Origin of the sequence: Streptomyces sp. NBC_00539, assembly GCF_036346105.1 — a bacterium.
GTDB lineage: Bacteria > Actinomycetota > Actinomycetes > Streptomycetales > Streptomycetaceae > Streptomyces.
In genome coordinates this window covers 6,646,195-6,660,364 of the sequence record NZ_CP107811.1, presented here as the reverse complement: position 1 = coordinate 6,660,364, position 14,170 = coordinate 6,646,195, and the positions used below count along the sequence as shown (strand labels likewise).

The window sequence follows — 14,170 nt, the reverse complement described above, 5'->3', positions numbered from 1 at the left end:
CCGCCCCGGGTGCCGCGCACCACAGATGTTGCGCCCGCGAGCAAGGCAACGAAGATCACACCTCCTCCCGGAGGCAGATCGGCGATCGGCGTGGCGAGGCGGAGTCGGGGGAGAAACAATCCGGGGGACACCACTTCACAGCACACCGAAAAGGAAGTCCTCATGGTCGAGCAGGACGAGCGCTTCGACGTCGTTGTCCTCGGTGCGGGCCCCGGCGGATACGTGGCCGCGATCCGTGCCGCGCAGCTGGGCAAGCGGGTCGCCGTCGTCGAGGAGAAGTACTGGGGCGGCGTCTGCCTGAACGTCGGCTGCATCCCCACCAAGGCGCTGCTGCGCAACGCCGAGCTCGCGCACATCGTCACCCGTGAGGCGAAGACCTTCGGCATCACGTCGGACAGCCCCATCAGCTTCGACTACGGCGAGGCCTTCCGCCGCAGCCGCCGGGTCGCGGACGGCCGGGTCAAGGGCGTCCACTACCTGATGAAGAAGAACAAGATCACGGAGTTCGACGGCCGCGGCACCTTCCTCGACGCGCACACCCTCCAGGTCGCGGACTACGAGGGCAACAACCGCACGATCGGCTTCGACCACTGCATCATCGCCACCGGAGCCACCCCCAAGCTGCTGCCCGGCACCAAGCGCAGCGCCCGCGTGGTGAGCTACGAGGAGCAGATCCTCGCCGAGGACCTCCCGCGGTCCATCGTCATCGCGGGCGCCGGCGCCATCGGCATCGAGTTCGCGTACGTGCTGCACAACTACGGCGTGAAGGTCACCATCGTCGAGTTCCTGGACCGGGTCGCCCCGCTGGAGGACGCCGAGGTCTCCGCCGAGCTGGCCAAGCAGTACCGCAAGCTCGGTATCGACGTGCTCACCTCCACCCGCGTCGACGCCATCGACGAGTCCGGTCCGCAGGTCCGCGTCACCGTCACCGCCAAGGACGGCTCGCAGCAGGTGCTGGAAGCCGACAAGGTGCTCCAGGCCATCGGCTTCGCCCCGAACGTCGAGGGCTACGGCTTGGAGAACACCGGCGTCCGGGTCACCGAGCGCGGCGCGATCGACGTCGACGCCCGCTGCCGCACCTCCGTGCCGCACATCTTCGCCATCGGCGACGTCACCGCCAAGCTGATGCTGGCGCACGCCGCCGAGGCCATGGGCGTGATCGCGGCCGAGACCATCGCGGACGCGGAGACCATGGAGCTGGACTTCGCGATGATCCCGCGCGCGACGTATTGCCAGCCGCAGATCGCCAGCTTCGGCTACACCGAGGCCCAGGCCCGTGACCTCGGCTATGACGTGAAGGTGGCGAAGTTCCCCTTCACCGCCAACGGCAAGGCGCACGGCCTCGGCGACTTCACCGGCTTCGTCAAACTGATCAGCGACGCCAAGTACGGCGAGCTGATCGGCGGCCACCTCATCGGGCCGGACGTCACCGAGCTCCTGCCCGAGCTGACCCTGGCCCAGCAGTGGGACCTCACCGTCCACGAGGTCGCTCGCAACGTCCACGCCCACCCGACGCTGGGCGAGGCGGTCAAGGAGGCGGTCCACGGACTCGCCGGCCACATGATCAATTTCTAGAGCGGGTCGCCGGTGTCCGCTCCGCCCGGGCGAGCACCGGACCCGAGGACCGGCAGCACCGCCGGGGCGGCGTACCCGCATCCCAGGGTCGCCGCCACGGCGGCCGCGCCCCGCAACCCCGGCAGTCGCCCGCACCCACCGGTCAGCGGGCAATGGAGAGCGCGAACGGCGCGAAGCCGCTGGAGCGGATCACATGCGGCACGAAGAGGATCGCGGCCTCCGTGGCGCGGGCGGTCCGGATGCCACCGAGGTCGCTGATCCATTCCTTTCGCCAGCCGAGGTCGGTGAGCAGGTCGTGGACGGTCTGCTTGGCCTGCGGGTCCTCGCCGGAGAGGAACGCGGTCGGCGGACGGGTGAACATGGCCGGCGCGGTCATCACCGGAAAGAGCATGGTGTTGAGCGTCTTGACGACGCGGGTATCCGGGAGCGCTTCCTGAAGCCGCTCGGCGAGGCTGGAGCCGGGGTAGAGCAGGTCGGCGGGCAGTCCGTCCGGGCCGTCGGTGGTGGCGTTGGACACGTCGACGAGGATCTTGCCCCGCAGTTCCTCGCGCAGCGCGGCGAGGCGTTCCAGTGAGCCGGCGCCGGGTGTGGCGTTGATGACCATCCGGGCTGCGCGGGCGGCGTCCGCGGCGGCGCCCCGGGTGCTGTCCGCCACCGTGACGTGATGCCCTGCTCGGGTGAGTGCGGCGGCCAGGTTGCCGCCGACGCGGCCATTGCCGAGTACTGCGATCTCGTTCATGTATGCGCTCCTCTTGATCTTTCTGAACTTCTTGATCTTTCTGGTCTTCGTACGGGGTCAGCGGGAGAGCGTCGATACGGCTTCGCCGTGCACTCCGGGTGCGGCGGCCAGGAAGCTGTCGCTCTGCGGGGTCCAGGGACGGCCCTGGGCGTCGGAGATCCGTCCGCCGGCCTCCCGGACGAGCAGAGCCCCGGGGAGCAGGTCCGCGCGGGCCCCGGCGAACTGCCAGAAGACGTCGGTCCTCCCGGCGGCGACGTTCGCCAGGTGCAGGGTCGCGGGCACGGCGGTGCGGACGACGAGTGCGTCGAAGAGCATCGCGGTGATCGAGGAGCCGACGCGCCGCACGACTTCCTCGTCTTCGTCCGGCCGGGCCTGGCTGGTGGCGACGATGCTCAGGTCCAGGTTCGCGGTCTGGGAGACGTGTAGGGGCCGGCCGTCGAGGTGGGCTCCCGCTCCGGCGAGCGCGGTGTAGGTCTCTCCGGTCATGGGCAGGTGGACCACGGTGAGCACCGGCTGGTTCTCGCGGACGAGGGTGGCGGTGACCGCCCATTCGGGCAGGGCGTGGAGGTGGTTGACGTTGCCTTCGGCCGGGTCCACGACCCACCATTCGCCGGACGGCAGCGCCCCGCCGTCGAGTTCGTCTTCCACCCAGCCGGCGTTCGGGCGCAGCTGTGAGAGGCGGGGGCGCAGGATGTCGAGGGCCGTGTCGTCGTTGGCGGCGAGGGCGTGCATCAGCTCTTCGCGGGTCTGGTAGCGGATCACCTCGCCGAAGCGCTCGTGCAGCGCCGAGCCGGCCGTACGCACCGCAATCTCGGTTTGGGCGAGCAGCTCGGCGTCGGAGGTGGTGACGGCCGGGGTGTGCAGCGTTTCGGACATGGTGGTGCTCCTGTCTGAGGAAGGGTTGGTGAGGTGGAACCAGGCCGAGCCGCGCTTTTGCGTCGTGCTCTTCGCCTTGCCTCAACGGTATGGAGCCCGGGCATTAACCACAACTGCATGTCAAGCACGGCTAGGATTACCGGCATGCAATTGGATTTGAACCTGCTCACCGCGCTCGACGCGCTGCTGGAGGAGGGAAGTGTGGCCGGGGCGGCCGCACGCCTGCATGTCACCGCCCCGGCAATGAGCCGGAGTCTGGGCCGCATCCGGCGTACGACGGGGGATCAGATCCTGGTGCGCACCGGCCGCACGATGACCCCGACGCCGTATGCGATCGCCGTCCGGGCCCAGGTGCACGAGCTGTTGCACCAGGTGCAAGGGGTGTTGGCGCCGAGCCGTGAACTCGATCTGGCGACCTTGGAGCGCACTTTCACGCTTCGCTGGCACGATTCCCTGGTCGCCCTCAGCGGGCCCGCGCTGCTCGCGTCCGTGCGCCGGCAGGCGCCCGGCGTGCGCTTGCGCTTCCTCGCGGAATCGAGCGTCGACACCCACGAGTTGCGGCGCGGTGAAGTCGACTTGGAGGCGAACGCCAACCGCCCGACCGCACCGGACGTACGTACCGAGGACGTGGGCGCAACCCGCCTCGTCATCGTCGTGAGACGGGGGCACCCCCTCACCCGCGCCAAGAGCCTCACCGCGCAGCGGTACGCAGCAGCCGAGCACGTCACCGTCTCGCGACGCGGGAACCTCGGCAACGCCATCGACGACGCCCTCGGCCGGCTCGGCCTCAGCCGCCACGTGGTGGCGACCGCGCCCACGGAAGCGGCCGCGCTGGAGTTCGCGCGCGACTCCGATCTGGTGATCAGCGTTCCCGAAGCCACCACGCGCTCGGCGGTCGCCGACCTCGGCCTCGTCGTACTCCCCCTGCCGCTCGACCTGCCGTCGGCACCGATATGCCTGTCATGGCACCAGCGCTACGACACCGACAGCGCCCATGCCTGGCTGCGCGGGCTGGCGCGCGACGCGCTGACTTCCTGCGGAACGTCGTAAGCGGCGTGGTCCCGGGCTTTGACCCGCAATCGCGGCGCACGCCCGGCCGGTCGCCGGCCGTGGGCCGTCCGGCCCACGCCGCGCAGCAAGGAGATGCCCCCACCGACCACGCTGCCAGGTGGTGGGTGCGGACGAAATGCAGCGCATGAGCCCTTGCGGCCTCCAGGGTCGCCGTACGCGGCGCTACAGCAAGCCCGGTACCCGGAACTGACGTTGGCACTCGTAGACTGCGCGGTCATGACACAACGATGGCCCTTCATCCACCACGTCACCTTCATCGCCTCGGACCTCGAGGCGAGCACCCGCTTCTACACTGCCGCACTCAAGCCTCTCGGTGTGATCGGGGAAGCGGCTGACGGCGGAGCGGAGTTCTGGGAAGAGGAGCTGGACACTCCGTCCTTCGGTCTGTACCCGGCGGGCGACGCCACGGTGACCCGAGGTGCACACATCGCGTTCACCGCACGAGACCGCGCCTCGGTTGACGCCTTCTTCGAGGCCGCCCTGACCGCTGGGGGCACGTCCCGGTACGAACCCCGGCTTTGGCCCGAGTACCGCGCCTACTGCGCGTTCGTCGACGACCCGGACGGCAACAACATCGAAGCCGTGTACAAGGAGCAGGCCTAAGCCAGTCGGGTGTGGCCGGGGCTCGGGCGCGCGTGGCGGCCGCCGGGGGGGGTGCCCCGGCACCGGTCGGGAGAGGGCCCCGACCGTGAAATCATGAGGTGTTCATGACGCGTGACTGTCCGCGCGTCCCCCCGGCCCCACCACCCTCACAGGAGGAGCGCATGGCCAACCCGTACGAGGTGTCGCCACCGCCGCCGCCCAGACGCCGCTCGGGCGGAGGCCTCGCCGGCTTCCTGGTCCTGGCCCTGATCCTCGGCGGGATCTTCGGCCTCTCCAAGTGGCTCGGCGACGACAAGAAGCCCTCGGCGTCGGCCTCCGCTACCGCGTCCCCCTCTCCCAAGCGTTCCACGGACCCGGGCTCCCCCGAATCGTCGTCGGACACGTCCAGTTCGTGGAAGGTCGGTGACTGCGGCGGACCCGACCCGGACGACAAGCCCGACGGGTACCGGCCGCAACGCTGTGGCGCGTCCGGCGCGACCTTCAAGGCGATCGACATCAAGGACGCCAGCATCATCCCGGGCACCATCCAGTGCCCTGCCGGCACCGACCTGATGATCCAGGTGAGCATCTCCTACGGCGGCAAGAAGGGCGGCGGCATCCCCACGAACACGGTGTGCGGCCGCAATCTGGCCGACGACCACCCCGGGGACGCGGGCGCGGGCGGCGGTCAGCTGGTCAAGGGTGACTGCGTGACCTCGCAGGCCCAGGAAACCCCTTGCGCCACAGGCGGTTCGGACACGTACAAGGTGCTCGGCCTCGTCAAGGACGAGAACGAGTGCCCGGCCGGCACCAGCGAACCCATGCGGCTGACCATCGCCATCGGTCGGCCCTACGACGTGATCTGCGCCGACAACTGAGGCCTACGGTGAGGAGGGTGGTCCGCGGTGCGTGCACGCCTCGAACGCGGCACGCAGCCGCCACCCTGCCACCCATCAGGGCAGTGGGGTGCCGCGCGCCGTCAGCCACAAGTCGTACCACTCCTCGTGGGTGAGTTCCGGCGTCCGCCCGGCGGCATCGGCGCAGGCACGAATACGGCCGGGGTGCGCGCTGCCGACGACCGGGGCGATACGGGCCGGGTGTCGCTGCAGCCACCACAAGACGATGGTCTCCGGAGTGGTGTTCTTGGCCTCGGCGAGCGCTGCGACCAGTCGCGCAGTCCGTTCGTCCTCCCGCGTCTGTGACCGCCCTGTGTAACGCCCCTGTGCCAGCGCGCCCCAGGCCTGCAGTTGCACACCGTTCTTGCGGCAGTACTCCAGGGTCCCGGGAGGGAACCCATTGCCGGTGGCGGCGGTCGTGTTGACCAGCACCGCCGCTTCCAGCCAGTCGCGGCGCGCCAGGCTCATCTCCAGTTGGTTGGCGACCAACGGGACGTCGAGGAAGCCCTGCAGCTCCTGGACCTGCGCCGCTCCCATGTTGGACACGCCGAAGCCGCGTACCAACCCCTGACGGTGCAAAGACGTCAGCGCCGCGGCGACGTCCTCCGGATCGGCCAATGGGTCGGGCCGGTGCAGCAACAGCACGTCGATCACGTCGGTGCGCAGACGCTCCAGGCTCCCCTCGACCCTGCGGACGATGGTTTCTCCCCGGAGGTCGTACATTCCCGGCCTGACACCGTCTCCCAGGCGGATGCCGCACTTGGTCTGGATGACGATCTTCTCCCTCAGGCCCGTCGCGCGGGAGAGGACCTCACCGAAGACGGCCTCGGCCTTTCCGTGACGGTAGATGTCGGCATGATCGAAAAGGGTGATGCCGCTGTCGAGTGCGGCCTCCACCGCCTCCTCGGCCCGCGACAGGTCCGCCGCGCCGTAAGGCGTGTCGTCCCACTCACCACCCAACCCCATGCATCCGTAGAGCAGCCTGTGCGAGTCCAGGGAGATCGTCATACCCGCACCCTAACGACAGCCGGTCAACCGTCGCGCGCAGGCCGGACGCTGCACCGCGCCGTCATGGGCTCGGCGGCCGCATACACGAAGACGCCCGGCCGGGAGGTCCCTGCCGAGCGTCTTCGTGTGTTCGCTACCCGCCGGTCGCTTAGTACCAGTGGTTGGCCTGCCAGAAGTTCCAAGCGCCTACCGGGCTGCCGTAGCGGGAGTTCATGTAGTCCAGGCCCCACTTGATCTGGGTGGCCGGGTTCGTCTTCCAGTCGGAGCCGGCGGAGGCCATCTTCGAGGCGGGCAGGGCCTGGACCAGGCCGTACGCGCCGGAAGAGGCGTTCGTGGCGGTGTGGTCCCAGCCGCTCTCGTGAGAAATGATCTTGTCGAAGGCCGCGAACTGCGCCGGGTCCTTGATCATCTGGTGCGCGATCGCCTTGGCGCTCGTCGGGGCCGCCTGAGCGGGAACCGTGGCGAGCATCGAGCCGGCCACTCCCAGCGCGACGATGCCACCGGCGAGGGTCTTCTTGGAAACGGCGATGCGACGGATGACTGCGTTGGACACGGACGAACCTTCCGAAGGGGACGAGGACGGTCGCGGCATGCCGAAGACATGCGTGAACCACTCACGCGGGGGAGAGGGATTCGTCGGCGGCGGGTGGAGCACCCGTGCCGCCCGGCGACATCAACCAGTTAGCCAGGCTTGGGCGGACCTGGCAACGACCTCTCCTACTAGGCACTTTCATACCGAGCGCTTCACGGCCCGCGGCGCCGTCCTGTCAGGGCCGTGCACGTCGGGCCCTCGTCGGCGGAACAAGGCCCCCAGACCTACTATCCCGGCTCGTATGTGACGCGGCTCCTATGGGCCGTGTCACCAGCAGGCAGGCAGAATGTCACCCTTTGCGACCTATCAAATACGTTCAGCGCCCGCGTGAGTCACAGGTAGGGCCGGCTGATTCCGGCCACCCACGGTGCTGGGACCACTCCGGCGCCAGGATCGACATCACCACCGCGTCCACCCGCTCGCCCTCCCAGAACAGTGCATCGCGCAACACGCCCTCGGCGGCGAACCCCACCTTCTCGTAGACGCGACGAGCCCGCGGATCGAAGGCGTAGACCTCCGGCGAGATGCGGTGCAGCCCCAGTCGCTCGAAGCCGTACCCGACGATCGACCGGATCGCCTCGGTGCCCAGACCGTGTCCGTGGGTGCCGGGCACCAGGCCGATGCGGAAGCTGCAGCTTTCGTTGCGCGGATCCCACTCGTTCAGGACCGCCTCGCCGATGACGTTGCCCGTCGACTGCTCCACCACGGCAAGGTCCAGTACCAGTGATGCTTCGGCTCCGGTCAGGAGGAGCGGTGGCCGAGGAGCCGGATCAGGCCGACCGGGAGGAACTCGGGCCGGTGGGGCTGTGCGACTTGGTACGGCACGTAGCCCAGCGAGGCGGCGACCTGGACCTCTTCTACCGTCTCCGCCTGGAAGACGAGGCGGCAGCGCCCTGACGCGGCCCTCGCGCGCTGCCAGAGAGCAGGAGCCGGTTTGCGCTCCGCCTCCGTGCGGGGGGTGAATATCCGGTCGCCGAAGTCCTCCCAGGCGAAGGGCGCAGAGCCCTTCCACGCGGCGTCGACTTCCTTCTTCAGCCTGGCGGCGCGCTCGGCGTCGGTTGCGCCCCAGGAGGGCGGGACGTTGGTGATCAGGCCGATGGCGATGTGGCGCTCGCGCAGGGCGCGCAGATAGGAGGCCGCTCCTGGCAGATAGGTGATGCTGCCGTCGTCGGCGGTATGTACGAGGGTTTCGCCCAGGTCGAAGTACACGACGGGGCAGGCGGTTTCACCGACCGGACGCGCGACGGAACCCTTGCCCGTGACTCCGCCCTCCCCCGCGGGCACCGCCGCACTCACGGTGGCGCAGAGCACGGTCGACGCCAGGGCCGCACCGAGCGCGAGGCTCGCCCGGCCCAGACCCCTGGAGGCGGTTCTGTTCATGGTGTCGTAGCCCCTTCTCCTTGTGCACCCCGTGAGGGAGCACGAATGTCCGGTCCATGACATACAGGTGCCGCAGAGTGTCTCACACGGGCGACAGGCAAAGCGGCAACCGTGGCCCCGGCGCACGGCAGTGCGGAACCGGACCCGGCGGCGTCGACCCCGACGCGGCCCACGCTGCCACCACGAACGCAGGTGCCCGGAGCCGTGGGGCCCCGGGCACCTGTCAGGTCATGCTCGGTCGGCTGCTCAGAAGGTGAGCTTGAAGTCCGTGATGGTGCCGACGTCCGCGGCGCCCTTGTCCTGGACCTTCAGCTTCCAGGTGCCGTTGGCGGCCACGGCCGAGGCGTTGACGGTGAACGTCTTGTCGAGGTTCGCCGTGGAGTCCGAGGAGGAGTTCTGCAGGCGGTACGAGGTCCCGTTGGGGGCCACGAGGTCGATCTGCAGGTCACCGATGTAGGTGTGGGTGATCTTCACGCCGACCTTGAGGGTGCTCGGCGCGTTGCCGCTGATCCCGGTGACGTTCACCGACGAGGTGACGGCGGGGCCCGGGGAGTCCGGGATGGCCACGCGGGTGGTGCTCTCGAAGACGTTCCCCGGGGTGGGGGTACCGCCGTTCGAGCGGGTGCCCACGTTGACGGCGGCCCAGGCGTTGGTGACGTTGGTGACCTCGGCGCTGCCCGCTCCGTACAGCTCGGTGGCCGCGGCGATCGTGCCGTCGCGGGCGCCCTTGTAGTCGGTGCTGGAGTTGAACTTGCTGGTGAGCGCCTTGTACCAGATGAGCTGGGCCTTGTCCCGGCCGATGCCGGTGACGGGCAGGCCGTCGGAGGTCGGCGAGTTGTAGCTGACGCCGTTGACCGTCTTGGCGCCGGAGCCCTCGGAGGCCAGGTAGAACCAGTGGTTCGCCGGGCCCGAGGAGTAGTGGACGTCGAGGTTGCCGACGCCGGAGTACCAGCTGTCCGCGGACCCGCCGTCCTTGCTCGGCTTGTCCATGTAGCGCAGCGGCGTGCCGTCGCCGTTGATGTTGATCTGCTCGCCGATGAGGTAGTTGCCGGGCGCGCTGGGGTTGTTGGCGTAGAACTCGACCGAGGTGCCCATGATGTCGGAGGTCGCCTCGTTCAGGCCGCCCGACTCACCGCTGTAGTTGAGGCCGGCGGTGGCGGCGGTGACGCCGTGCGTCATCTCGTGACCGGCGACGTCCAGCGAGGTGAGCGGGTCGTTGTTGGCCGTCCCGTCCCCGTACGTCATGCAGAAGCAGCTGTCGTCCCAGAAGGCGTTGACGTACGCGTTGCCGTAGTGGACGCGGGAGTAGGCGGCGACGCCGTCACCGCGGATGCCGGAGCGGCCGAGGACGTTCTTGTAGAAGTCCCAGGTGACCCCGGCGCCGTAGGCGGCGTCGGCGCCCGCCGTGGCGGCGTTGGAGTTGGCGCCGTTGCCCCAGGTGTCGGTGGACTGGGTGAAGAGCGAACCCGTACCGGACGTACCGTGGTTCAGGTTGTACGTCTTGTGACCGCCGCGGCCCGCGTCGTTGAGCGTGAAGCTCGAACCGGACTGCGAGGTGCCGAGGGTGACCTGGCCGCTGTAGTGGGTGTTGCCGACACCGGTCTCGATGCCCTGCCACTGGTGGAGCTTCGCACCCGTGTTGGCGTCGGTGATGACGTGGAGCTGGTTGGGGGTGCCATCGTCCTGGAGCCCGCCGATGACGGTCTCGTAGGCGAGGGTCGGCACGCCGTTGGCCATCCACACGACCTTGCGGGGCGCGACGTCGGCCTGCGCGGCCTTGGAGCCCACGGCCTTCGCGGCGTCGAGGGCCTGCTTGGAGGCGGCCGTCGGAGCGTCGGCCGGGGCGGAGGTGGAGAGGCCCTGCAGCTGGGCGCCGGACGCCTTGGTCACGCTCTTGGTCGTGTTGGCCGCCGTACGGCTGACGACCAGGTCGCCGCCGAGGACCGGGAGTCCCTCGTACGTGCGCTCGTACCGGGTGTGGGTGGTACCGTCCTGGTCCTTGACCACATCGTGGACGAGCAGCTTCTCCTGGGCGCCGAGGCCGAGTTCCTTGGCCGTGGCGGCCACGGTGCTCTGGGCCTTGGCTATGAGCTCGGCGCGCTGGGACGGGGACAGCTGTGCGGGCAGCGCGCCCGGGTTACGTACCGGCTGGCCCTTGGGGCCGGCGGCGTTCGCGGTTCCTTCGGGCTGCGCGCTGGCGCTGCCCGCCTGCACGCCAACGGTGAGCAGGGCGGCTGCGGTGAGCAGGGTGGCCGTGGTGGTGGCGTGACGACGGTGCGTGGACTTCACGCGGACTCCTTCTGCGTGTGGGGGGTTACCGGGTGGCTGGAAAGTGGCCGACCGGGGCAGAGCGTGCGGAGCTGTTCGTGCTGGGGATGGGGAGAGATTGCCAGCGATCTCGATCTTTGTCAGGAGCGCGTCATGAATCGGCCGAATCGAGTCCTGAAATCGGCGTTCGCAGTCCGCTGAGCGGACAGATCGATGTGCGCACAGCCGGTGTGGCCGCACCTGCCCCCGCGGGCGAAGGAGTCCGAATTTCGGTGTCCGCGGCGGCGAAACGCTTGCCCGGCAGGGTCGTTAAGCGCTGCGGCGGGGCGCTCGGCCCGGTCCCGGGGTAAGGAGTCCACCGTGCGCGTACACGACGTGCACCATGCCTACCGAAGCCGCCGGGTGCTGCGGGGCGTGGACCTTCGGCTGGGGCCGGGCACGCTGGCGGGGATCGTCGGGGAGAACGGTGCGGGCAAGTCCACGCTGCTGAAGATCCTGGCCGGTCAACTGCGGCCCGACCGGGGTTCGGTCGAGCCCGGCGGGAAGCTGGGGTACTGCCCGCAGCACGTCGTGCTCAACGACGCCTTGACCGTCGCCCAGCACGTCCGGTACTTCCAGAGCGCCTACCGGCTGCCCACCGCGCAGCGGGCCTGGGAGGTGATGGAGGAACTCGGACTCGCCGGGTACGCGGGGGTGCCGGCCGACCGGCTGAGCGGCGGGACACGGCAGAAGCTGAACCTCACGCTGGCGGTAATGCACGATCCTGCGGTGCTGCTCTTGGACGAGCCGTACCAGGGGTTCGACTGGCAGACCTACCAGCAGTTCTGGGCCTTGGCCGCCCGGCTGCGCGACGAGGGCCGGCGTGTCCTGATCGTCTCCCACCTCGCCTACGACTGCGACCACCTCGACGTGTTGTGGCGTCTGAGCGACGGGGTGCTGGAGAGGGAGGGATCGGTGGTGGCTCGGTGAGCGCTGTGGGCCAGGCCGCGACGACGGCTCGCTACACGTTGATCGAATACGGCCGCAACCGGTTCGCGATCCTGCTGGCGGCGACGTTCATCCCGGGGTGGACGACGACCATCTACTTGGACACCCACACCACGCCGGTGTCGTTCCTGCTGCGCGCCGACGACGTGAGCGTGGTGGTGGCCGGAAACCGGTTGATGCAACTGACCGGCGCGCTCAACGCCGTGGTCCTCATCATCGGCTTCCTGACCTTCGCCGCCACCTTCGCCAGCCACGCCTTCGACCACCGTCTCGCGCTCGCCGGCTATTCCCGCTTCCGCCTCGTTCTCGGCAAACTCGCTTCCCTGTCGCTGGCCTGCGCTCTCGCCGCCGCGTACGCCACTGCCTCGCTCTGCGTGTTCATCGCACCGGCCAGGCCGGTGTGGGTGGCGGGGGCACTGTTCGCGGGCGCGATGACCTACGGCGCGATGGGTGTCGTCCTCGGAACCGTGTTGCGTCGTGAGGTCACGGGCATGTTCGCCGTTGTCATGATCAGCCTGGTCGACGTCTCCTTGCAGACCCCGGTCGCCAGCGCGATCGCCGACAGCCCGCTGATGATCCTGCTGCCCAGCTACGGGGCGGTCCAGGCCGCGACGACCGCCGCGTTCACGACGCGGTCTGCGGTGCCCGCGGTGGCCGTCCAGTGCCTGTGGTTCACCGCCGCCGCCGTCGTCGCCCTGGCCGCCTTCCATCGGCTGACCCGGGTCGCACACGCCCGGACTCCCCGTACCTGAACCGTTCAGGGCTGCCGGGTGCCGTGACGGGGGACGGCTGACGACTGCCGGCTGACGGCTGACGGCCTGGGGTCCTGCTCCGGGTCGCACCCCGCCCGGGACGCCTTCTGCGCGGGGTACGACCGTACGGTGTTGCCTGCTTCCTCATCTGTTGCGGGCGAAGATGCTGCGCGTACGGGATGCCTGGCGGGGGATCATCACCCCGTCGCCGGTGGCTGCGTCGCGCCCGGACGGGGCGGTGCGGCTCAGGGCTCGGGCGGTGCGGCTCAGGGTTCGGGCGATACGGCGGGCTTCGACGCCTTGGTGGTGCAGTGCCCCGGTGAGCGGATTGCCGAAGCCCGCGAAGTACAGGTGCGGGGCGCTGGAGTGGGTGCGCTCGCCGCGCACCAGCGGCAGACCGGCGGCGTCAAGGACCGGTGACGGTCCGAGCAACTCGGGCAGGTTGGTGCGGTAGCCGGTGGCGGCGATGACCACCTCCGGAGTCAGGCTGGTGTCGTCGGCGAGCAGTACGCGGGGGCCGTCGAAACCCGTCACCGCGGCGGTCACGCGCACACCCCCGGATCGGATGGCGTCGACCAGGCCGTGGTCGAGCACGGGGTTGACTTCTTCACGGGCCGCGCGCGTATACATGCCGACCGTTGGGCGCGGGAGCCCGAAAGGGGTCAGGTCCGGCAGTGTCAGGCGCTGCATCACCGCGGTGGCGCAGTCGCCCCATGCGCGGGGCATGTGCTGGGTCACGCCGGCGAATGCCTGGAGATGGTTGCTGGAGCGCGGCACGATGTGCGGCGGCGTCCGCACCGCCATCCACACCGGTCCGGCACCGGCGTTGCTGAGGGCCACCGCGATCTCGGCGGCACTGTTGCCGGCGCCGACCACCAGCACCGCCCGCCCGCGGTAGGGCCCGGGGTGTCGGTACTGGGCGGCGTGCAGCAGAGCTCCGGTGAACGAAGTGCGACCAGGCCAGTCGGGCATCCGCGGCACGCGGTTGCGACCGGTGGCCACGATCACCGCGGACGCGGCCAGCCGAGGACCCCCGGCAGTGGACACCTGCCACAGCGCACCGCGACCCGACACGGCCGGCGGGGCGGGTTCGATACGGCGGACGACAGTGGCGGTACGGATGTCGAGCCGGTGGTGATCGGCGTAGTCCCGCAGGTACCGCACCCAGTCGTCACGGCCGACCCAGCAGCCGGCCTGCCGGGGAACGGGAAGACCGGGCAGCGCGGAAAACCTGCGGGTGGTGTGCAGCTCCAGGTGGTCGTACCGCTCGCTCCAACTCGAGCCCACGCGGTCGGCGCCGTCCAGGACCACGGCGGGAAGGCCGGCCTTGCCGAGCATGGCGGCGGTGGCCAGCCCGCTCGAGCCGGCACCGACGACGAGTACCGGCGCACGGCCGGTCTGATTGCGAAGATCTTCAACGGTGTGCATCGTCCGGTGCAACGAC

14 protein-coding genes are annotated in these 14,170 nt (G+C 69.7%); 6 read left to right on the top strand and 8 right to left on the bottom strand.

All coding sequences use genetic code 11. The features are described from left to right. Positions 1–162: 162 nt before the first annotated feature. A complete protein-coding gene (lpdA, locus tag OG861_RS30230; RefSeq protein WP_329192091.1) occupies positions 163–1,575 on the top strand; it encodes a dihydrolipoyl dehydrogenase in 1,413 nt (470 codons plus the stop codon). A gap of 142 nt (positions 1,576–1,717) precedes the next feature. Here the strand turns inward: lpdA and OG861_RS30225 are convergent, their stop codons facing one another. Together OG861_RS30225 and OG861_RS30220 are read right to left on the bottom strand one after the other, a co-directional pair. Then, complete coding sequence (locus OG861_RS30225; protein WP_330261915.1) at positions 1,718–2,314, bottom strand: NADPH-dependent F420 reductase; 597 nt, start codon at positions 2,312–2,314, stop codon at positions 1,718–1,720. 57 nt (positions 2,315–2,371) lie between these two features. Continuing rightward, the gene (locus OG861_RS30220) at positions 2,372–3,190 is read right to left on the bottom strand and encodes an inositol monophosphatase family protein (protein WP_329192095.1); all 819 of its coding nucleotides are present in this window, start codon (positions 3,188–3,190) and stop codon (positions 2,372–2,374) included. Positions 3,191–3,334: 144 nt separating this feature from the next. Between OG861_RS30220 and OG861_RS30215 the strand changes: the two genes are divergently transcribed. The 3 genes from OG861_RS30215 to OG861_RS30205 all read left to right on the top strand — a co-directional run bounded on the left by OG861_RS30215 (position 3,335) and on the right by OG861_RS30205 (position 5,721). Next, entirely contained in the window at positions 3,335–4,240 is a 906-nt protein-coding gene (locus OG861_RS30215; RefSeq protein WP_329192097.1) for a LysR family transcriptional regulator, read from the top strand. A gap of 237 nt (positions 4,241–4,477) precedes the next feature. Next, positions 4,478–4,864 (top strand): VOC family protein, encoded by a 387-nt coding sequence (locus tag OG861_RS30210; RefSeq protein ID WP_329192099.1) that lies wholly within the window; start codon positions 4,478–4,480, stop codon positions 4,862–4,864. Positions 4,865–5,025: 161 nt separating this feature from the next. Continuing rightward, a complete protein-coding gene (locus OG861_RS30205; RefSeq protein WP_329192101.1) occupies positions 5,026–5,721 on the top strand; it encodes a hypothetical protein in 696 nt (231 codons plus the stop codon). Between the two features lie 75 nt (positions 5,722–5,796). Here OG861_RS30205 and OG861_RS30200 read toward each other — a convergent pair whose 3' ends face one another. From OG861_RS30200 to OG861_RS30180, 5 genes are all read right to left on the bottom strand, one after another. Continuing rightward, entirely contained in the window at positions 5,797–6,747 is a 951-nt protein-coding gene (locus tag OG861_RS30200; RefSeq protein WP_330261914.1) for an aldo/keto reductase, read from the bottom strand. A gap of 148 nt (positions 6,748–6,895) precedes the next feature. Then, positions 6,896–7,339, bottom strand: a complete 444-nt coding sequence (locus tag OG861_RS30195; protein ID WP_329192104.1) for a transglycosylase SLT domain-containing protein — start codon at positions 7,337–7,339, stop codon at positions 6,896–6,898. A 316-nt stretch (positions 7,340–7,655) separates the two neighbouring features. Next, positions 7,656–8,042, bottom strand: a complete 387-nt coding sequence (locus OG861_RS30190; RefSeq protein WP_329192105.1) for a GNAT family N-acetyltransferase — start codon at positions 8,040–8,042, stop codon at positions 7,656–7,658. A gap of 38 nt (positions 8,043–8,080) precedes the next feature. Next, positions 8,081–8,719 (bottom strand): hypothetical protein, encoded by a 639-nt coding sequence (locus tag OG861_RS30185; RefSeq protein WP_329192107.1) that lies wholly within the window; start codon positions 8,717–8,719, stop codon positions 8,081–8,083. Positions 8,720–8,965: 246 nt separating this feature from the next. Then, complete coding sequence (locus OG861_RS30180) at positions 8,966–11,008, bottom strand: M4 family metallopeptidase (protein WP_329192109.1); 2,043 nt, start codon at positions 11,006–11,008, stop codon at positions 8,966–8,968. Between the two features lie 339 nt (positions 11,009–11,347). Between OG861_RS30180 and OG861_RS30175 the strand changes: the two genes are divergently transcribed. Continuing rightward, positions 11,348–11,956 (top strand): ABC transporter ATP-binding protein, encoded by a 609-nt coding sequence (locus tag OG861_RS30175; protein ID WP_329192111.1) that lies wholly within the window; start codon positions 11,348–11,350, stop codon positions 11,954–11,956. After that, complete coding sequence (locus OG861_RS30170; protein ID WP_329192113.1) at positions 11,953–12,726, top strand: ABC transporter permease; 774 nt, start codon at positions 11,953–11,955, stop codon at positions 12,724–12,726. Before OG861_RS30175 ends, OG861_RS30170 begins: the two co-directional genes overlap by 4 nt. Before the next feature lie 144 nt (positions 12,727–12,870). Here OG861_RS30170 and OG861_RS30165 read toward each other — a convergent pair whose 3' ends face one another. Continuing rightward, positions 12,871–14,154, bottom strand: coding sequence for a flavin-containing monooxygenase (locus OG861_RS30165; RefSeq protein ID WP_329192115.1), 1,284 nt, complete (start codon positions 14,152–14,154; stop codon positions 12,871–12,873). Positions 14,155–14,170: the final 16 nt, after the last annotated feature.